This is a genomic window from Flavobacterium hankyongi (genome assembly GCF_036840915.1).
Classification (GTDB): domain Bacteria; phylum Bacteroidota; class Bacteroidia; order Flavobacteriales; family Flavobacteriaceae; genus Flavobacterium; species Flavobacterium hankyongi.
This window is the reverse complement of record NZ_CP085725.1, coordinates 236,323-257,813: the sequence shown is the minus strand read 5'-3', so window position 1 is coordinate 257,813 and position 21,491 is coordinate 236,323. Positions and strand designations below refer to the sequence as shown.

The 21,491-nt window shown below is 32.2% G+C and carries 14 protein-coding genes and 1 pseudogene; 4 read left to right on the top strand and 11 right to left on the bottom strand.

Annotated features, from left to right (window positions below):
- Nucleotides 1-46 precede the first annotated feature (46 nt).
- The gene (locus tag LJY17_RS01220) at nt 47-1,807 is read left to right on the top strand and encodes an ABC transporter ATP-binding protein (protein ID WP_264542054.1); all 1,761 of its coding nucleotides are present in this window, start codon (nt 47-49) and stop codon (nt 1,805-1,807) included.
- 66 nt (nt 1,808-1,873) lie between these two features.
- The gene (locus tag LJY17_RS01215) at nt 1,874-2,245 is read left to right on the top strand and encodes a PUR family DNA/RNA-binding protein (protein ID WP_264544865.1); all 372 of its coding nucleotides are present in this window, start codon (nt 1,874-1,876) and stop codon (nt 2,243-2,245) included.
- A 59-nt stretch (nt 2,246-2,304) separates the two neighbouring features.
- On the opposite strand, the gene LJY17_RS01210 is transcribed toward LJY17_RS01215, so the two are convergent.
- The 5 genes and pseudogenes from LJY17_RS01210 to asnB form a co-directional block, all read right to left on the bottom strand.
- Nucleotides 2,305-2,643, bottom strand: coding sequence for a tRNA-binding protein (locus tag LJY17_RS01210; RefSeq protein ID WP_264542053.1), 339 nt, complete (start codon nt 2,641-2,643; stop codon nt 2,305-2,307).
- Nucleotides 2,644-2,705: 62 nt separating this feature from the next.
- Nucleotides 2,706-5,658 (bottom strand): annotated as a pseudogene (gene secDF, locus LJY17_RS01205) (protein translocase subunit SecDF).
- 193 nt (nt 5,659-5,851) lie between these two features.
- Nucleotides 5,852-6,787 (bottom strand): malate dehydrogenase, encoded by a 936-nt coding sequence (gene mdh, locus LJY17_RS01200; protein ID WP_264542052.1) that lies wholly within the window; start codon nt 6,785-6,787, stop codon nt 5,852-5,854.
- A gap of 35 nt (nt 6,788-6,822) precedes the next feature.
- Entirely contained in the window at nt 6,823-8,763 is a 1,941-nt protein-coding gene (gyrB, locus tag LJY17_RS01195; protein WP_264542051.1) for a DNA topoisomerase (ATP-hydrolyzing) subunit B, read from the bottom strand.
- A 349-nt stretch (nt 8,764-9,112) separates the two neighbouring features.
- The gene (asnB, locus tag LJY17_RS01190; protein WP_264542050.1) at nt 9,113-10,795 is read right to left on the bottom strand and encodes an asparagine synthase B; all 1,683 of its coding nucleotides are present in this window, start codon (nt 10,793-10,795) and stop codon (nt 9,113-9,115) included.
- 242 nt (nt 10,796-11,037) lie between these two features.
- Between asnB and LJY17_RS01185 the strand changes: the two genes are divergently transcribed.
- The gene (locus LJY17_RS01185; protein ID WP_264542049.1) at nt 11,038-12,114 is read left to right on the top strand and encodes an acyltransferase family protein; all 1,077 of its coding nucleotides are present in this window, start codon (nt 11,038-11,040) and stop codon (nt 12,112-12,114) included.
- 47 nt (nt 12,115-12,161) lie between these two features.
- Here the strand turns inward: LJY17_RS01185 and LJY17_RS01180 are convergent, their stop codons facing one another.
- From LJY17_RS01180 to LJY17_RS01155, 6 genes are read right to left on the bottom strand one after another with little or no spacing between them, the layout of a single operon-like run.
- Nucleotides 12,162-13,784 carry an amidohydrolase gene (locus LJY17_RS01180; protein WP_264542048.1) on the bottom strand — a complete coding sequence of 541 codons (1,623 nt, stop codon included), beginning with the start codon at nt 13,782-13,784 and terminating at the stop codon, nt 12,162-12,164.
- A 1-nt stretch (nt 13,785) separates the two neighbouring features.
- On the bottom strand, nt 13,786-14,235 hold the full coding sequence (locus tag LJY17_RS01175) for a hypothetical protein (RefSeq protein WP_264542047.1): 450 nt from the start codon (nt 14,233-14,235) through the stop codon (nt 13,786-13,788).
- Nucleotides 14,236-14,241: 6 nt separating this feature from the next.
- Nucleotides 14,242-15,267 (bottom strand): carboxypeptidase-like regulatory domain-containing protein, encoded by a 1,026-nt coding sequence (locus LJY17_RS01170; protein WP_264542046.1) that lies wholly within the window; start codon nt 15,265-15,267, stop codon nt 14,242-14,244.
- Nucleotides 15,268-15,282: 15 nt separating this feature from the next.
- A complete protein-coding gene (locus tag LJY17_RS01165; protein WP_264542045.1) occupies nt 15,283-17,103 on the bottom strand; it encodes a TonB-dependent receptor in 1,821 nt (606 codons plus the stop codon).
- 2 nt (nt 17,104-17,105) lie between these two features.
- Nucleotides 17,106-17,489 carry a four helix bundle protein gene (locus tag LJY17_RS01160; RefSeq protein ID WP_264542044.1) on the bottom strand — a complete coding sequence of 128 codons (384 nt, stop codon included), beginning with the start codon at nt 17,487-17,489 and terminating at the stop codon, nt 17,106-17,108.
- Nucleotides 17,490-17,507: 18 nt separating this feature from the next.
- Nucleotides 17,508-20,516 carry a tetratricopeptide repeat protein gene (locus LJY17_RS01155; RefSeq protein WP_264542043.1) on the bottom strand — a complete coding sequence of 1,003 codons (3,009 nt, stop codon included), beginning with the start codon at nt 20,514-20,516 and terminating at the stop codon, nt 17,508-17,510.
- 145 nt (nt 20,517-20,661) lie between these two features.
- On the opposite strand from LJY17_RS01155, the gene LJY17_RS01150 reads away from it, so the two are divergent.
- Nucleotides 20,662-21,345 carry a cell division ATP-binding protein FtsE gene (locus tag LJY17_RS01150; protein ID WP_264542042.1) on the top strand — a complete coding sequence of 228 codons (684 nt, stop codon included), beginning with the start codon at nt 20,662-20,664 and terminating at the stop codon, nt 21,343-21,345.
- Nucleotides 21,346-21,491 lie beyond the last annotated feature (146 nt).

Below are 21,491 nucleotides of genomic sequence, written 5' to 3'. Positions count from 1 at the left end.
AATTTTAAATAAATAAATTAACATTTTATCCTCATTTATTGTCAAAATGAAAGAACTAAGTTATATAAATCATTATTTTATTAAATATAAAACTCATTTTATTGGAGGTATTTTAATCACAATAATTGCACAATTTTTCTCACTTTATACTCCAGAATTAATTGGTGATTCTATTGCTGCAATAGAATCACATATAAAATCTGACAGCTCCAGTATAGAATCTGTAAAAAAAATATTACTTAACAACATTCTTTGGATAATTGTTACGACATTAATTGCTGGTGTATTAACTTTTTTAATGCGTCAAACATTAATAGTGATGTCGAGACATGTTGAATTTGATTTGAAAAATGAAGTATTTCAGCAATACGAAAGACTAAGCCAAAATTTTTACAAAAAAAACAGAACTGGCGATTTAATGAATAGAATCAGTGAAGATGTTGGAAGAGTTAGAATGTATGTTGGCCCCGCTGTAATGTATACTATAAATACATTTATAAGGTTTTCAGTTGTAATATTTTACATGTATAGAGTTTCTCCTAAACTAACTTTTATTACTCTTCTGCCCTTACCTATTTTATCCTATTTTATTTTCAAGCTTAGCTCAGAAATCAACAAAAAAAGTACTGAATTCCAAAAAAATCTATCTGTGCTTTCCAGTTTTTCGCAAGAATTCTTTTCTGGCATTAGAGTTATAAAATCATATAGCATAGAAAACTATAAGCAAAATGAATTTTCTAATCTTGCAATGGAAAGCAATGAAAAGAGCTTAAAATTAGCTAAAACACAAGCATTTTTTGGACCATTAATGTTATTATTAATAGGTATTAGTAACTTATTAATAATTTCTATAGGCGGATTTATGTATATTAATGGATCAATTACAAATATTGGAGTAATTGCTAAGTTTATTCTATATATCAATATGTTGGTTTGGCCAGTTGCATCACTAGGATGGGTATCATCATTAGTTCAAGAAGCAGAAGCCTCACAAAAAAGAATTAATGAATTTTTAAAAATTGAACCCGATATAAAAAACGAAAATAGTTCTTCTATGGAATTTGAAGGAGAGATTGCATTTAAAAATGTTTCTCTTGTATATGAAGACACAAAAATTAAAGCATTAGACAATATTTCCTTTGAAGTGAAAAAAGGCGAAACTTTAGCAATTATAGGAAGAACAGGTTCAGGGAAATCAACAATTCTATCCTTAATAAGTAGATTACACGATCCAACATCTGGTGAAGTAATTATTGACGGAATTAGTCTAACTAAAGCAAATCTTACTGATTTAAGAAATAGTATTGGAGTTGTACCACAAGATGCTTTCTTATTTTCAGACACCATAAAAAACAATATTAAGTTTGGTAAAGAAAATGCGACTGATGAAGAAGTAATTCAAGCCGCAAAATATGCTGATGTGCATGAAAACATAATCAATTTTAAGGATCATTACGAGACAATGATAGGAGAAAGAGGTATTACACTATCTGGTGGGCAAAAACAAAGAGTATCAATTGCGAGAGCAATTATCAATAATCCAGAAATTTTGTTACTAGATGATTGCTTATCTGCTGTTGATACAGAAACCGAAGAAACAATACTAAATAATCTGCAAATTGTCTGTAAAAACAAAACCACAATAATTGTTAGTCACCGAGTTTCTTCTGCTAAAAATGCCAACAAAATTATTGTTTTAAATAACGGACAAATCACACAGCAAGGCACTCATTATCAACTAGTAAACCAAGAAGGATACTACAAAGAATTGTATTTAAAACAAATTACAGAAAAAGAATTACTGTAATTTTTTGTTTAGTTGTGTTTTTTTTTTCAAATTTGGGAAACAATAAACCTATCTGATAGAATGAATATGAACGAACACGACATGTTAGAAAAAGAAGAAATTTTTTCTAAAGTTTTGCGTGCTGGAAGAAGAACCTACTTTTTTGATGTGCGCTCAACAAAAGCTGATGATTATTATGTAACCATTACAGAAAGTAAAAAATTTACTGAAGAAGATGGTTCATTTCACTTCAAAAAGCACAAAATCTATCTTTATAAAGAAGATTTCGCTGCTTTTACTGATATTTTAGGAGAAATGACTGATTTTGTTCTTAAACAAAAAGGAGAAGAAGTAATTTCAGAAAGACATCAAAAAGATTTCAAAAAGGAATACTACTCTGAAAGATCAGACGAAGAGCCAAGAAACAACTTTACTGATATCGATTTTGACGATATTTAATCATATAGAAAAGCCCAAACTTACATTTGGGCTTTTTTAATATTTAAAATCAAATAGAATCAACCTATTCTCAACCCATTTTCTACCTTCTTATCGGTTGTAAGCAAAACAATATCATTATCCACACCAACTGATCCCAAAACCAAACATTCGCTAATAAAAGGTCCTATTTGCTTTTTAGAAAAATTAACCACAGCAATAATTTGCTTATTGATTAATTCATCTTTCGAGTATCTTTTGGTGATTTGAGCAGATGATTTTTTAATTCCTAATTCGCTTCCAAAATCGATTATTAATTGAAATGCAGGCTTTCTTGCTTCTGGAAAATCTTTTACCTCAACAATAGTTCCCACTCGCATTTCAACGTTTTCAAATTCGTTCCAACTTAATACATTCATATTTATAAAATTAAAAAAGTCCCGATTACTCGGGACTTCAAATATAGTTTAAATCTAAAAGATTACTTGTTTAATTCAGCATGTCTTCTTTCGATTTCTTCTTTATCTTTTTTAGGCATAGTATCTACTAATACTGGAGTTGCCATGAATAAAGATGAATATGTTCCAATTCCGATACCAATTAACATCGCGAAAACGAATCCTCTGATCGATTCACCACCAAAAACGAACATGATAGCCAATACTAAAATCATTGTTAATGAAGTATTGATTGTTCTTGATAACGTTGTGTTAATTGAATCGTTAACGATATGATTGAAATCACCTTTAGTATTTCCAGCTAAGAATTCACGAACTCTGTCGAATACAATTACTGTATCGTTCATTGAGTAACCAATAACCGTTAAGATAGCAGCAATAAAGTGCTGATCCATTTCCATGTGGAAAGGCATAAACTTATAACATAATGAGTAAATTCCTAAAACGAAAATTACGTCGTGTGCAACAGCAGCTAATGCTCCTAATGAATATTGCCATTTACGGAAAGAAACGATTAAGTATAATGCAACCACTAACATAGCACCAATTACAGCCCAGAAAGAGTTTGTTTTGATGTCGTTAGAAATAGCAGCACCCACTTTAGATCCTGAAAGAACTCCTAATTTTTTACCTTCATATAAAGTAATGAATTTGTCGTAAGTCATATCTGCTGAGAAGTGTTTTTTTCAAGTTGTCATATAACATTTTGTTTACTTCAGCATCAACAGCTACTCCTTCTTCTTCAATTTTATATTTCGTTGTAATTCTTAACTGATCAGAATCACCAAATACTTTTGCTTCTGTAGTACCAAACACTTTAGATAACTCATCAGAAACTACCGAAGGCTCAATTGTTTTCTCAAACTTAACTTGGAAAGTTCTACCTCCCACGAAATCAACACCTTCATCTAATCCGTTCACGAAAAATGAAATTACAGAAATAATAACCACTAATGAAGAGAAGATATAAGTGAATTTTTTTACTTTCAAGAAATCAAAATTGAAACCTTGGAACCAGTTTTTAGACCATTTTGTAGTAAATGTTAATTCTTCATTTTTAGATACAGCTCTATCTAATAAAATTCTAGTAATAAAGATAGATGTAAATAATGATGTAATAATACCAATTAATAATGTTGTTGCAAAACCTTTGATAGGACCTGTACCAAAGATGTATAAAATAACACCTGTTAATACGTGAGTAACATTAGCATCAATAATCGAACGCATCGCTCCTGCCCATGAAAATGATTTTTTCACAGCTTCTCCTAAACTCAATCCATGATGAAGTTCTTCTTTTGCTCTTTCATAAATAATGATATTTGCATCTACTGCAGTACCTAATGTTAATACAATACCTGCAATACCTGGTAATGTTAATACCGCACCTAAGCTTGATAAAATACCAAATAAAAATAGTAAGTTAACTATTAATGCAATGTTTGCATACCAACCTGATTTTCCGTAATAAATCATCATCCACAATGCTACTAAAATCAATCCTACTAAAGCAGAAGTGGTACCATTGTCAATAGCTTTTTGTCCTAATGATGGACCTACAACTTCTGACTGAACGATTTCTGCAGCAGCAGGTAATTTACCAGCACGTAGAACGTTTGCTAAGTCTTTAGTTTCTTCAACAGAGAAAACACCAGAAATTTCAGAACGCCCTCCAGCAATTGGTCCTGAAGTAACACCAGGAGCTGAATAAACTATGTTATCTAAAACAATAGCAATATTACTTTGTTGTGAATAAGCTCTACCTGTTAATTCTTCCCAGATTTTTGCTCCTTTACCATTCATTTGCATAGTAACCGATGGTTTACCCATTTGATCAAATGAATCAGACGCATCAACTAGAACACTTCCGCTCATAGGAGGAGTATTTGTTCTATTTCCTTTTAAAGCATACATTTCAACTGCTTCAGCATCTTCTGTTCTTGGTTTTCCATAAACAAATTTTGCATCAGCAAGGTTTGAAGGCAATAATGCTTTAATATCAGCTCTTTTTAAATAAGCATTAACTGCAGCAGTATCTTTAGTAGCAATCATACCTAAAATTGGACCACTTTGGCTGATTGGCATTAATTTATCAAATAATGGATTGTCTCCTTTTTTAGCAGTTGCAGAATCTTTTGATTTATCAACTAATAATGAATCAATTTTTGATGTAGCTTTTGCAGCTTCAGCTACTGGAGCTTTTTCTGTTTTCTTTAAAGCTTCATTAACTGTCATTAAGTAGTTACCAACTTCTTCAACTTTAAAAGTTTCCCAGAACTCTAATTGAGCTGTAGAAGACAATAATTTTTTAGCACGGTCAACATCTTTCGCTCCAGGTAATTCAACAAGGATACGCCCAGTGTTACCTAACTTAACAATATTTGGTTGTGTTACACCAAATTTGTCGATACGTTCACGTAATACACCAAAAGCACTTTGTACTGACTCGTCAACTTTTTTATTGATTACACTTTTTACTTGACTTTCAGACATGTTGAAATTGATTTCTTCAGCTAAGTTTCTGTTACCAAAAACATCTGGAGAAGCTAATTTTGTACTTGTACCAGCAGAAGCCGCTTCAAAAGCATCATAAAAAGCATCTAAATATGATTGATTTCCTTTTTGATTCTTTTTTGCGTCAGCAAGAGCTTTATTAAAAACTGGGTTAGCAGTATTGTTTGCTAAACCTTTTAATACGTCTTTTACTGAAATTTGAAGAGTAACGTTAATACCTCCTTCTAAGTCAAGACCTTTGTTAATTTGCTTGTCAGCAACCTCATTGTAAGTAAAATAGTTTAAAAACACTTTTTCTTTACCAATTGAGTCAAGGTATTTGATTTCTTTTTCCTGATCTCCTTTTGCAAATGCTTTTGCATCGCCTTTAACTTTGTTTGCCACAAAGGTGAACGACAGCTGGTAAATACTTACCACTGCAAACAAAATTGCAAAAAATTTAATAAGTCCTCTATTCTGCATTCTTTGTAAAAATTAATTAATTCTTTTTGTTTTGTTTTGGTTAGTTTAATAGAAATGAGGTGCAAAGACACTGCCCCAATTTTAGAAAACGTGCAAATATATAATTCTGAATGTGATTAACCAATTTATTTATTGATTAATATCAAAAAAAAGACTGCAAAAAAGCAGTCTTTTCATATTTATTTTCAAAAGTTTATCCTAAAACTGTAGCCAAAGCATCATTCATACCACGAACTGCATCGGCAGACTTAGCGAACAAAGCTTTTTCAGCATCGTTTAATTTGATATCAATAATTTCTTCTAAACCGTTTTTACCAATAATACAAGGTACTCCGATGCAAATGTCGTTTTGACCATATTCACCTTCAACAAAAACTGAACATGCAATCATTTTCTTTTGATCATTTAAGATAGAATCTACTAAATACGCCACCGAAGCTCCAGGAGCATACCAAGCAGAAGTCCCTAACAATCCTGTTAACGTTGCTCCACCTACCATAGTATCAGCAGCTACTTTATCTAATTGCTCTTGTGATAAAAATTGAGAAACTGGAATTCCATTGTAAGAAGCCAAACGTGTTAATGGAATCATCGTTGTATCACCATGACCACCAATAACCATTGCAGAAATATCATTAGCTGGTTTATCTAAAGCCAAAGACAGATAGGTTCTGAAACGTGAGCTATCTAATGCTCCACCCATTCCAATGATTCTGTTTTTAGGCAATCCTAACGATTTGTATGCTAAATACGTCATGGTATCCATTGGGTTAGATACAATTACGAAAATAGCCTCTGGAGAATACTGTAATAAGTTTTCAGCAACTGATTTTACAATTCCTGCATTGATACCAATTAACTCTTCACGAGTCATTCCTGGTTTTCTTGGAATTCCAGAAGTAATTACTACCACATTACTTCCAGCCGTTTTCGAATAATCATTCGTAACACCCGTTACTTTGGTATTAAATCCTGTATTGGTTGCACATTGTGTAATATCTAAAGCTTTACCTTCAGCAAAACCCTCACGGATGTCTAACAATACGATCTCGCTTGCAATTCCTCTGTAAGCCATCACGTCTGCACAAGTTGCTCCAACGTTTCCAGCTCCAACTATAGTAACTTTCATTTTATGTATAAATTTTGGTTGTTTTTATTCGTTTTTTATGCGTCAATATTAGCGTATACTGCGTTTTTCTCAATGAACTCTCTACGAGGCGGCACCTCATCCCCCATTAACATAGAGAATACACGATCAGCTTCAGCTAAACTGTCAATATTTACCTGACGAAGTGTTCTGAAATCAGGATTCAAGGTAGTTTCCCACAATTGTTCTGCGTTCATCTCTCCAAGACCTTTATAACGCTGAATTCCTGCTCCACCACCCATTCTTTCGTTTGCCGCATCACGTTGCGCTTCTGTCCAACAGTATTCTTTTTTGTTTCCTTTTTTTACTAAATATAAAGGAGGAGTGGCGATATATACATGTCCTTCTTCAATTAATTCTTTCATAAAACGGAAGAAGAATGTTAATATTAAGGTAGAAATGTGACTACCGTCGATATCAGCATCACACATAATAACCACTTTATGATATCTTAATTTCTCTAAGTTTAAGGCTTTACTGTCTTCAGCTGTTCCAATAGTTACACCTAAAGCAGTAAAAATATTACGAATCTCTTCGTTTTCGAATACTTTGTGGTGCATCGCTTTTTCCACATTCAAAATTTTACCACGTAATGGCAAAATTGCTTGGAATGCACGGTCACGACCTTGTTTAGCCGTTCCACCTGCCGAGTCTCCCTCGACAAGGAAAATCTCACATCTTTCTGGATCTTGTTCCGAACAATCGGATAATTTACCTGGCAATCCGCCGCCACCCATAACGGTTTTACGTTGCACCATTTCACGCGCTTTTTTCGCTGCGTGACGTGCCTGAGCTGCTAAGATTACTTTTTGAACAATGATTTTAGCATCATTGGGATTTTCTTCCAAATAGTTTTCCAACATCTCAGCTACTGCTTGAGAAACTGGAGAAACTACTTCTCTATTTCCTAATTTCGTTTTGGTTTGACCTTCAAATTGCGGTTCTGCCACTTTTACCGAAATAATAGCGGTTAACCCTTCACGGAAGTCATCTCCTGAAATCTCAAATTTTAATTTATCTAATAACCCCGAAGCATCAGCATATTTTTTTAACGTACGAGTTAATCCCATACGGAAACCTTGTAAGTGCGTTCCTCCTTCGTGAGTATTAATATTATTTACATAAGAGAAAATGTTTTCAGAATAACTTTCGTTGTAAATCAAAGCTACTTCAACAGGAATTTCTCCTTTTTCGTTTTCCATAGAAATTACGTGACCAATAATAGGCACACGGTTTCCATCCAAGAACTTAACGAATTCTTTTAATCCTTCTTTAGAATGGAAAACTTCATTACGAACTTCTCCTTTATCATCGATATCACGTTTGTCTGTCAGCGTAATGGTGATTCCTTTGTTCAAGAAAGACAACTCACGCATACGAGCTGCTAACGTATCATAAGAATATTCTAACGTTTGAGTAAAAATCGTTCCATCTGGCTTGAAAGTAACAATCGTTCCTCTTTTTTCTGTAGTTCCAATTTGTTTTACAGGATATAATGCTTTCCCTTTTTCATATTCCTGCTCATACACTTTTCCTTCTCTATGAACGGTTGCGCGTAAATGATCTGACAAGGCATTTACACACGACACCCCAACTCCGTGAAGACCTCCCGATACTTTATAGGAATCTTTATCGAATTTACCTCCGGCACCAATTTTAGTCATTACAACCTCAAGAGCCGAAACACCTTCTTTTTTATGAATATCAACAGGAATACCACGACCGTTATCTTCAACTGAAATGGAATTATCTTCGTTTATGATTACAGAAATAGTATCACAATGACCTGCCAAAGCCTCATCAATCGAGTTATCTACTACTTCATACACCAAATGGTGCAAACCTCTCACCCCAGTATCACCAATATACATCGAAGGACGCATACGTACGTGCTCCATCCCCTCAAGGGCCTGAATACTGTCGGCAGAATAATTATTCTTTTTAACTTCTTCGCTCATATTATCTTTTTCGAAATTATTTTTTTGTATAACAAGCAAATATAATAAAACACAACTTTTTTTTCTATAAAAAACCTCAAAAACACCTTTAAGTTATCAACAAGTGTTAATAAAGAGATAATGCCTTAAATCGAATAAAAATAGCCTTAAAACGGATTTTGATACTTTTTAAATCAATCAAAAAAAGTACTAAAACAGAAGATTGATTATAAGGCCTTAAAATCGATTTTAAAAATTGATTTATTTTGAAATTGGACACAAAAAAACCTCAGCAACTTAATTACTGAGGTTTCTACTTCCTATTCAGCGTAGTGTGAATTATCCGGAAGTTATCTTGAACTAACTAAAACTATACAACTATTTCTTTTTCATAAGCTTCTTCATGAACATTGGCTACTGCTCTACCGGAAGGATCATTTAGTTTTTTGAAGGCTTCATCCCATTCTAAAGCAATTTTGGTACTACAAGCCACACTGGCTTCTTGAGGCACACATAACGCTGCAGTATCACTCGGATAATGTTCACTAAAAATGGTACGATAATAATATTCTTCTTTGTTCATAGGCGTTTGAATCGGGAATCGGAATTTAGCATTGGCCAATTGCTCATCAGAAACTGCTTCGGCCACCATTTCTTTCAAGGTATCAATCCAACTATAACCTACTCCGTCACTGAATTGTTCTTTCTGACGCCATGCCACACTTTCAGGCAACATATCTTCAAATGCTTTACGAAGTACCCATTTTTCCATACGCTCTCCATTGATCATTTTGTCTTGCGGGTTGATTCGCATGGCTATGTCCATGAATTCTTTATCTAAAAACGGTACACGACCTTCGATACCCCAAGCTGCTAAACTTTTATTCGCACGCAAACAATCGTACATATGTAGTTTACTCAACTTACGGACTGTTTCTTCGTGGAATTCTTTGGCATTCGGCGCTTTATGGAAATACAAATAGCCACCAAACAACTCATCGGAACCTTCGCCCGAAAGCACCATTTTTATTCCCATTGATTTTATCACACGAGCCATTAAATACATAGGTGTACTAGCACGAACGGTAGTCACATCGTAGGTTTCCAAGTTATAAATCACATCACGAATCGCATCTAATCCTTCCTGAATGGTGAATTTAATTTCGTGGTGAATGGTTCCTAAATGATCGGCTACTTTTTGTGCTGCTGCCAAATCTGGCGAACCTTCTAAGCCAACCGCAAACGAATGCAATTGCGGATACCAAGCTTCCGATTTATCATCGGTTTCTATACGACGACTCGCGTACTTTTTGGCAATAGCCGAAGTAATAGAAGAATCCAATCCACCCGAAAGTAATACGCCATAAGGTACATCACTCATTAATTGACGATGCACGGCCGCTTCTAAAGCTTCACGAATAGCTTGAATACTCGTTTCATTGTCTTTTACAGCATCATATTCTGTCCATTCGCGATCGTACCATTTCACTAATTCACCCGTTTTACTATGAAAATAATGCCCTGGTGGAAACAATTCGATTTTTGAGCAATAACCTTCTAAAGCTTTTAACTCTGACGCCACATAAAAAGTTCCATGCTTGTCCCAACCGATGTACAAAGGAATAATCCCCATATGGTCTCTCGCGATGAAATATTCATCTTTTTCTACATCATATAATGCGAAACCAAAAATTCCGTTCATTTCATCCACAAATGTTGGCCCTTTTTCTTTGTACAATGCCAAAATGACTTCGCAATCACTTTGGGTTTGAAAATCATATCGTCCTTCGAATTGTTTACGCAATTCTCGGTGGTTGTATATTTCACCATTAGCCGCCAAAACCAAATTACCGTCCGTACTAAACAACGGTTGTTTTCCTGATGCAGGATCCACAATAGCCAAACGCTCGTGCGCTAAAATAGCTTTGTCATTTGAAAATATTCCACTCCAGTCTGGTCCGCGGTGACGGATGATTTTTGCCATTTCCAATACTTTAGGACGCAATATTTCGGCTTTTTGTTTTAAATCGAAGGCGCATACAATTCCACACATACTTTTTTGAATTATGAATTATGAATTATGAGTTCATAATTAGATTTTACTTATTATTTTATTTCTGAAACAAAATTGAATAATTTGATTATATTTAAAAACTAAAAATTATATTTCAATTACATTTATAAATTAAAAACTGAAATTACGTAATAAATTAAAAAAAAATATTTGCTTTTTCAAAAAAAAGTTAGAAATTCTAATTTATAGAACACTTTGATTATTTTTGCAAAAAAGAAAAAATGATAAAAAAAGAAAAATTTGAGACGTTTGATGCTTTACGTTTTTTTTCTTTCTTATTAGTTTTTATTTTCCATTTACCACCTGACTTAAGACCATTAGAGACTAGAGGAGATATTGGAGTTTGGTTCTTTTTTTCCTTAAGTGGTTTTTTAATAACCTATCTTTTATTAATTGAAAAGAAAAATTATTCAAAAATAAATTTTAAAAAATATTTTATAAGGCGATCATTAAGGATTTGGCCTTTATACTTCATAGCCCTAGGGTTAGCTTTAGCATATCACATAGTATATAATATGTACGGATCTGGCAATTTATTAGACAACTACGAACAAAACTGGATTTTGTCTGTCTTATTTTTAGAAAATTATAGAGTTATGTATTTTAATAGTTTTTCTAATTTACCTATTGTTCCTGTACTTTGGTCGTTATGTGTTGAAGAACATTTTTATATTTTATGGGGGCTTATTTTAAATTATACAAAAATCAAAAATTTACCTTTTTGGATAATATCTCTGATAATAATTTCATATATATTTAAACAGGTTTACTTTATTTATAACATAAGGCTGGTAGATATTCTATCAAATTTAGATTTCTTTATGTATGGAGCAATACCCGCTTATTTATATGTAAACTATAAAGACCAAACAACAATCATAATAAATAAAATTAGTCTCATTGTTAAGTTAATAATTTGCCTAGGATGTATTTCATACACTCTAGGAACATCTTATTTTTCCTTTAATCATATAAATATTATAGAGCCATTAATTTTAGGGCTGTTTTTTTCAAGTATTATTTTGATAATGCTCCCAAAAAACAATAAACTTAAAATATCCGAAGAAAACATATTATCAAAAATGGGCACTTACACTTACGGACTTTATATATATCATTCCATAGTAATACTTGTGTTATATTTTCTTCTTACAAAAAATAGCATTAAAATGGAAAAAACAATACTTTCCATAATTATTTTCACACTTTCATTAACTATTACGTTGTTGATAAGTAAGTTATCCTACAAACTTATAGAGTTACCTTTTATTAAACTTAAAAAGAGGTTTGAAACATAACAAAAAAGCCAGTCAATTGACTGGCTTAAACTTAAATATCTCTAAAATTATTTCACTTGAACTCCTTTAGCAAATGTGTTTACTGGTTTTATATAAGGAATGGCATCAATATCTTCGGTTAGTAAATCGTTATCGAAAATGGTAAAATCGGCCCATTTGCCCACTTCCAGACTTCCTTTTTCATTTTCTTCAAAATTAGAATATGCAGCCCAAATGGTCATTCCTTTTAATGTTTCTTCTCTTGAAAGCGCATTTTCGGACTGAAAACCTCCTTCAGGAAAATGTTTCAAATCCTTTCTGGCCACTGCTGCATAAAAAGTATACATAGGATTGACTTCTTCTATAGGAAAATCGGTTCCTAGAGCTATAATTCCAGCTTTGTCTAACATTTTTTTATAGGCATACGAATGTTTGATGCGCTCCTTACCGACTCTTTCTTCTGCCCAATACATATCCGAAGTCGCATGTGTAGGCTGTACCGAAGGAATGATATTTAAACTAAAAGAATCAAAATCCTTTTCCTGCATGATTTGAGCATGTTCTATTTTCCAGCGACGATCTGTTTTACCTTTCAAAACATCTTTATATATATTCAATAAAACTGAATTGGTAGAATCGCCTATCGCATGTGAATTCATTTGGTATTCTGACTCGGCTATTTGTTTGGCTAATTTTTTAATATCTGAAACAGAAGAAAGCAATGCACCGTAATGAGATGGTCTGTCGCTGTACGGTTTATGTAGACAAGCACCGCGAGAACCTAAAGCTCCATCACCCATGAATTTAAACGAACGCACATTTAGATTGTCTGTTTTATAAGGTCCTAATTGTGTATACAAATCAACATTATCCTGAGAAGCCATTACCATCGCATAGATATTAATTTTAAGCTCTTTTCTTTGTTGTAACGTGTCTATTAAGTCGATAACATCTTTTTCTAAACCAGCTTCGTTAATTGTTGTTAATCCATAATCAAACATTACCTTCTCTGCATCTTTTAAAGCACTAATTTGGGTTTGTTGACTAGGTTTTGGAATAATGTTGTACACCAAATCCATAGGATTATCGACAACAATTCCTGTGGTTTCTCCGTTTTTAAGTTGGATTTCTCCTCCTGATACTTTTGTAGTTGGTGTTATTTGAGCCAATTCTAAAGCTTTGCTATTCGCTAAAAGAGCATGACCGTCAATTCGGGTTAAAACAACCGGAGTATTTGGAAACAAATTATCTAATTCGACTTTTGTTGGAAATTCTTTTACTGTCCAATCGTTTTGATCCCAACCACGTCCGGTAATAAAATCAAGATTTCTCTCCTTTTGAAACTTGACCACTCGATCTAAAACTTCCTGATAACTTTTTGTGCCTCTTAAATCTACTTTTTGAAGGTTCAACCCAAAGCTGTAAAAATGCGCATGAGCATCATAAAACCCTGGGTATAAAAATTTATCTCTAGCATCAATATTTTTGGGAGCTTGGTATTTCTTTTGAATCTCTGTAGAGGTTCCTATAGCAATGATTTTACCATTTTTTATTGCCATAGCTTCAGCTTTTCCAAAATCTTTATTTACTGTATAAATCGTAGCATTTGTAATCAGTAAATCGGCTTTTTGCTTTTGTGCTAAAATAGATTGTGCTACAAAAAACAAACCTATAAGTACTTTTTTTTTCATTTTATTCGATTGAAAGAATTTGATATTGTACATTGTTTAATTGAAAAATATAACCTACTTCATTACCAATCAATTGTATACCTAACGGAGATTGAGGAGAAATCCCAAAAATATTTTGTCCATCTAAAGACATTTTAGGCAATGCAGCTGATATAAAAACGGTTAGATTATTGGTTTTTACCAAGCTACCCATTACAGCTTTTTTGTTTACTAAAGTAGTGTCAATTTTTTCGAGGATAGCTTTATGTTCGATGGCTTCTTTAAGTTTGTTGGTAAGCTTTTCTTGTTCGATATGCATCATCGACAAAGCCGTTTCGTGTTTGTCGCCGGCAGAACCTTTGGCATCATTAAGCGAATCTTCTGTCAAGCCCGAAATCATATCCTGAAAGACATCTATTTTGTCCTGAATAATTTGAAGATATTTTTGGTGTATTGTTTGTTTTAAGGTCATAATGTTTTATTTTGGTAAATAATCCATTGGAAGCATATTTGCAATTCTGCCTTCAGAAATTTTACCTCCAAATTCTATTTTATCATTTTCTGAATTGTTACCATAATCATCTACATAGAATGTATTTGTTCGAAAAACAACATTAGATTGATTTGATTTCTTAAATAAAAGACTAAATTGAGAATAAAATTTCTCTACCCCCTCTACTCTAAACATTCCTTCCTTATCGCGAATCTCAACTTTATTTAAATCATCCTCTTTTGATGTAATAAAATACATATTTAGAGGGACTTGGAAACGATTCTTAAACAATTGAAAACTTTTTTCATTAAAATCGTTATCAATTATTGCTTTAAAAAAGTGCTTTGTCGAACCATAGTAAACATGATCTCTAATCTTTTTTATTTTTTCAAATTTTGAAATATCTTTAAATACGGAAGTTCCAAGATAAAAACTATCTGTCACATCTGATTTTTTTATACTTCTTTTAAAAAACTTAATTTTAAATTCAATCAAATCAAATTCAAGTTCATATTCTAAATACTTATTAATAATTTTTAAAGGCTTATCTGCATAGGCATTTAGGGTTAAAGATTTTACATCGTAATAAAAATTTATATCATCTTCATTTTCGATTGTACAATATTTACTTGCTTGCGTTTCTCCTAAAAATTGTTGTTTAAAAATCTTCATTTTGTCTTCCCTAGAAAAATACTGACTTTCTATCTTAATTTCTCTTAGTTGATTCAGTTTAGGGTTTAATTTTATTTGAAGTTTTGTATTTTGGAAAGGATCTGAAATAAAATAAGCATCATATCCCATAAAAGTAATCACTAAAGGAGTATTAATTTTTTTACTTAAATTTAATGTAAAATTCCCTGATGAATCTGTCAAAGTATGAATAGTAGTACCTTCAAAATAAACATTAGCGTTATACAAAGGTTCATTATTCTCATCCGTTACTTTACCTAAAATTGTTTGTGAAAAAGCACTGATTGAAAAAAAAAGCAAAAACAGTAAATATCTACACATAAGACGGTTTTATTTCTAAAAGTCAAATTTATAACTGGCTCCAAATATTCCTTGAACTCCTTGTACTGGATAATTAAGCCAACGGTTATAATTTTGATTTGCTAAATTGTTGCCTTTTAAGAAAAATGTAAATCGGTCGTTGAATTTATAACCAATGTGTGCATTGATATCAAAATAACTATCAAGAGTTTGCGTTTCATCAGGAACTGCAAAACCTGAAAAGCTAGTGAATTCGTCTTTTCTTTCACCAACAAAGTAAAGCTGCGTTCCTGCATACCATTTTTTCCCAATATTAAAATCGGCAGTTAAGGAACCTTTAACTGTTGGTAAATTCCAAGCTTCTCTTTCAAACTTTGTCCCGTAATCCATAACCTCTGCATTAATTCCAAAAGTTACATTTTTATTGATATCTGCCTTTATTTCACCAAAGAAAGAAAGTGTTTTTACGTTATCATATACGACAATAAATGAATTTCCGAAACTATAATTGGTTGAAGGATCAGACAGTAAAGGATTTGATTTAAACAAAGGTTTATTATTTGTAGCATCATAAGAAGCTTTCACATTATAAGCCACGGCACTCGCCAACTTACCTCTTAACCCTGCATAAATATTGTATTGGTTATCTGAAGGTTCTATTAATAATGTTGGTGATAAAAATTTATTTACAGCAGCGAAATCAGCATATGAGCTTTGCTTTAATCCTCCTTCGGCACCAGCAACAAAAACCATTAAATCTCCTACTAATTTGTACGAAGCATTAATTTTTGGATAAATAAAGAAATCACTTTTAGTATTGTTTTCCATACCTGCATAAACATCTTTCATTCTTGAAAAATAAGCAAGATCAGCTCCTAATTCGATTGATAGATCATCTCTTAAAATTTTGAAGCTTGGATTAGCGTTTACAATAAAATTTGATTTTTCGATTCTATAATCAGTCCCAGCTACAGGAGTTGTTAATTGATAAGATGTATCGAATTTTGTATTTAAATAATCTAAACCAAACTTAACTTTTACAGCAGATTCTCCTACATCAAAATTAAATACAGGCTTAATAATAAATCTATTTTCTGAAGAACTATAGTTATCTGTAAACGATATAAAACCTACATTCACCTTTTCGAAAAAGCTTTTAGAAATTCCTAAATCACCACCCAAAGACAAGGTAGAATATTTATGACTAGGCTTAATTAATAAATTGTAAGCTGGATCATAATTTGAACTTTCCATTGGGACTCCGTACCAGTTATACATTTCAGTTTTATATCCTAAAATGGCTTTAAAATCGATTTCATTTCTGTTATAACCATACATAGCATTAATACCTGTTTCAGAAAATTTATCATTTAAATCAACACCTTTAATTCCTCCTTGTGATGATAAATGAGTCACTTTTCCTCCTACATACTGATAGTTGTCCAACTTATGAGTCAAAAACAACTCGGTGTTTGCCGTTAAGTAGTTACCTATTCCTGCCGTAACATAATTAGGATATAAGGTTTCTTGTTTTGCTTTTTCTACACCAGCTGCTTTACCTTTTGCAGGTGTAAAAGTTGAAGCCACAGGGAATGAAAAAATTTGATATTTCACTTCCTCTTTTTTTGACGTCTCGTTATCATCTAATGATGGCACTTCTTTTACTTTGAACGCATCAGAAACTGTTGGTGAATAAGGTTTCACAACATTTACTACTTCTGTCCCAATATTCTCGTCTTTCTTTTGAGCCTTTGTTATTTGTCCAAATAACAGACAGATAGATAATAGACAAATAGATGAAAGACTATTAAAATTAGTACGAGATGATTGATTATATTTTTGCTTTGTTGAAATCATAATTAATTCAATGTATTTTGAAAAGTCATTGTTGCTTTTTGAAATTCTTCAATTTTTGATTCTAAATCTTTGGTTTGTTGTTCGGTCAAATATCCTTTAATATTTGCCAATAGAACTTGTGTTTGTAGTTCAAAAGAAGAACCTAAACTTATATCTAAAAAATGAGCAAACGATTTATTTGTTCTGCTAGAACCTTCAGAAATATTAGACGGTATAGAAATCACACAACGATTCATTTGAGAAATTAATCCATATTTTTCTGTTTCAGGAAAAATTTCAGTTTTTTCAAAAATCATTCTTGCTAATTCCATTCCCATTTGCCAAATTTTAAGTTTTTTAAAATTATGCCTCTTGAATGCTACTTCTTTCATATCTCTATTATCCATTCGTCTATTATCTCTTATCTATTTAACAGATGAATTTGTTTTTGCCTCTTCAGCTTTGATAGCATTTAGTTCGGTTTGTGCTTCGGTGACAACATCATCAAATTCCTTAAAGTTTTTGATCACACTTTCTAAAATATAAGTAGCTTGGAAACTATCTTTTAATCCGTAGAAGTTTTTAGCCATTACAATTAAGCCTTTGGCACCAAAATATTTATAACCCGAATAATCTTTTGCCAATTTTTGAACTACAGTATTAGATGCTTCAAATTTTGATTCTTTGTTTTTGAAATAGGCATCATAATACAACGCTTCTGCGGCTAATTCTCCTTTAGCAATTTTTAATAATTTAGCATAAGCATCCTTAGCTTTAACCTCATCACCTGCTTTAATTGCTGAACGTGCTACGATAATTTGAGCATCACTCTTTATTTTATTGTCTGTTTTAGGATTTTCCAATACTTTATCAGCATATACTACCGCTTTTGCATAGTCCTTTCCTTCGTAGTAAGCCTTCATCAAGTTAGCTTGCGCATACGTTTTGTTTTGAGGAAAATCTGACTCCATTTCCAATCTACTTAAAACTGGAATCGCTTTTTCAAAATCACCTTTCTTCACGAAAATTTCGCAAAGACGAGATAATGACTGTTCTGTAAATTCATTTCTGTTTTTAGCAACAACAAATTCATAATTTTTAACCGAATTACTTGCAGCATTGTCTTTAAAATAAGATTCAGCCAAGTAAAAATTAGCTTTCAAAGCGTGCAATCCGTTAGGAAAATTAGAGACATAACTGTTTAAATTCGAAATAGCCTGTTTAGTATTGCCTTGTAAATATTGCTTTTCGGCGGCTTCCCATGAGTCATTGTCTAATTCAGCATCAGAAACTTCAACAAAATCTAGTGTTTTTACCCAAGCAGCATATTCATCAACACGACCTTTATCAACATAGATTAAACGAGCTGTTTTAACTGCTTCTAACGATTCATCTGTACGAGGAAATTCTGAAGCTACTTTTTTGAATTTGGTTAAAGCCAAATCGTCTTTGTCTCCGTTATAATAAATAAGTCCTTGACGAAGAATTGCTTTTGCAGAGTAATTTCCGTTTTTGTATTCTTCAATTAAATTATCATAAGTCTTTATTGCAGATGCTGTTTCATTTACAGTCGTATAGGTATTTGCCAATTCAAACATAGCATCATCACGATATTGTGACTTCGGATAATTTTTAATAAACTGATTAAACTCGGTTATTTTTTTATCATTCTTACCCATAAAACCATAACAAATGGCTTTGTGGTACGCTGCATAATCAGCATCTACTGTTTTTAGATTTATGGCTTTGTCATACGCTTCTAACGCTGGATTGTATTTTGAAGTCACAAAACGACAATCTCCTAAGCGTAAATAGGCGTCAGTTAAACGTGTTTTATCATCACGTGAAATTTCAGTATAACGCTCAAAATAGTTTCCAGCTTGATCGTATTCCTTTAATTTAAAATGACAATACGCAATGTTATAATCAATGTTTTTAAACTCATCTGTAGTTTTCGCTTCTGGATAATTTGCAAATTGTTTGAAACTCAATAATGCATTCTGAAAATCATCTAAAACGTATTCTGTTTCTGCTTTCCAGAAAGTTCCTCTTGCCGAAAATTTAGCCTCTTTTTGCTCTGCGATTGACTTTTTAAAAATGGCTAAAGCTTCTTTATAATTTCCATCAGTAAATAATTCTATACCCCTATAAAAAGAAACTTTTTGATATGCTCCCTTGGCTCCTAATGACTTATTTTTTTCTAATAAAGTCAAAGCTTCTTTGTAATTCTTCGAAGTAATGTACGAGTTAACTAAAAGTCCTTCGATTTCTGTTTTGTTAGGATTGTTAGGATATTTAGTCATAAACCCATTCAATACATCAGGTACACTTTGATATGAGTTACCTATATCGTAACTCAATCGAGCATAATTAAGGTAAGCGTCTTCTTGAATTTTTGCTTCGAAATTCATTTCAGAAGCGTTTTTAAAAGCATTTAAAGCCTGTTGCTTTTTATCAGTTTTTAAATAACTTTCTCCTAAGTGATAATAGGCGTTTTGTGCTACAAAATCATTACCACCAATAATTTTATTGAACTGTGTGATAGCATTTTCGTAATCATTTTGTTTATAATATGCATACCCTAACTGATAATAATCGGTATTATTCCACTTCCCTTTTTTGCCTTTGTATTCTTTTAGATAAGGAATTGCCTTATCGTATTGTTTTAAATTAAAGTGACTTTCTCCAATAATTTTATTCAGTTCCGATTTTTCTATTTCATTCGATTTAGCCATTGCAGCTTTACCTAATTTGATAGCTTCTTCAAACTTCCCTAACTTAAAGTTCATATCTGCCTGGAAGTACGAAAGTTTTTCTTTGTATTTCTCTTCTCCAGAAACGGCATCAAAATATTTAGAAGCTTCTTTATAATCATCTCCTTCATAGGCCATAAAACCTAAATAATATTTTGCTTGTGAACCAAATTCTGGAGAATTAATGACTTTATTGAAGTATTGTGAAGCTTCTTTCTTCTTTCCAGAATTAAAAAAGCTATACCCTTTGTAAAAGTTAAACTTTTCTAATTCACCTTGCGTTAAAGTCGATTCATCTACTTTATCAAACCACTCCAAAGCTTGTGGATATTTTCCTTGCTCAAAGTAGTACATCGCTACTTCAGAATAGGCTAAATTTTGCTTAGAACTTGTTGGATAATTTTTCACAAAACTTTCCATCTTATCTTCAGCATTCGACTGATTTAATCGAATAGCACAATTAGCAATATAATAACTACAATCTGCCTCAAGTTCATTGTTTGCTTTTTGTTTAACCTGTTCAAAAATAATTTGTGCCGATTGATACTGCTTATCTCTGTATAAAGTAAGTGCTTTATTATAATCTACTAAATTATTAGTGTAAATTTCAGATTGTTGTGCAAAGAGCGCACTCGAACCTGAAAAAAGAACCAACAAGACTGACAATTTGAATTTATGCATGAAGAAAATTTTAGTATTCAAAAATAAGGTTTCTTGTTTTAAAAACGATGAAAAAAAAGGTTTAGTATCTATTTACTTGATTTGATAAAATTTATTTTGAATACGTTCGTTAACTTATTACTTTTACGAAAATAAATCACAAATCATGTCGCAAACCATATTATCGTTAAACAGCGTTAACATATATCAAGAAGGAAACAAAATTTTATCAGATATAAATCTTAAGGTAACTCCGGGAGAATTTTTGTATATTATTGGAAAAACTGGATCTGGAAAAAGTAGTTTCATGAAAACACTTTATGCTGATTTACCGTTAACTCATGGTGAAGGAACTATTGTTGACTATGATTTGAATGGTTTAATTGATGATGACATTCCTTTTTTGAGAAGAAAAATTGGTATTGTTTTTCAAGACTTTAAATTACTACCAGACCGAAGCGTAAACAACAATATGCTTTTTGTTTTAAAAGCGACAGGATGGGAAGATGCCCAAGCCATGCAGGATAAAATTGACGAAGTATTGGATAAAGTAGGAATGAAAAATCTAGCAAATAAAATGCCTCATCAATTATCTGGTGGAGAACAACAACGTGTTGCCATTGCTAGAGCCTTATTAAATGATCCTGAGTTAATACTTGCCGATGAACCAACTGGAAATCTTGACCCACAAACTAGTGTGGAAGTTATGGAAGTTTTGAAAAAAATTAACCAAAACGGAAAAACCATTATTATGGCCACTCACGATTATGCTTTATTAATGAAATACCCTTCTAAAACTTTAAAATGTGAAGATGGAGCTATTTTTGAAGTAGTACAAAAAACAGTTTAAACGATTTGTTATATAATTTTAAAAAGAGAGGCAAATGCCTCTCTTTTTTATTTACGATTCTTTTCTTGCCCACACTTCGACTACGCTCAGTGTGCGACCTACCAATTCCGAAACATAATTACTTAAAAAAATAAAACTTTACTTCT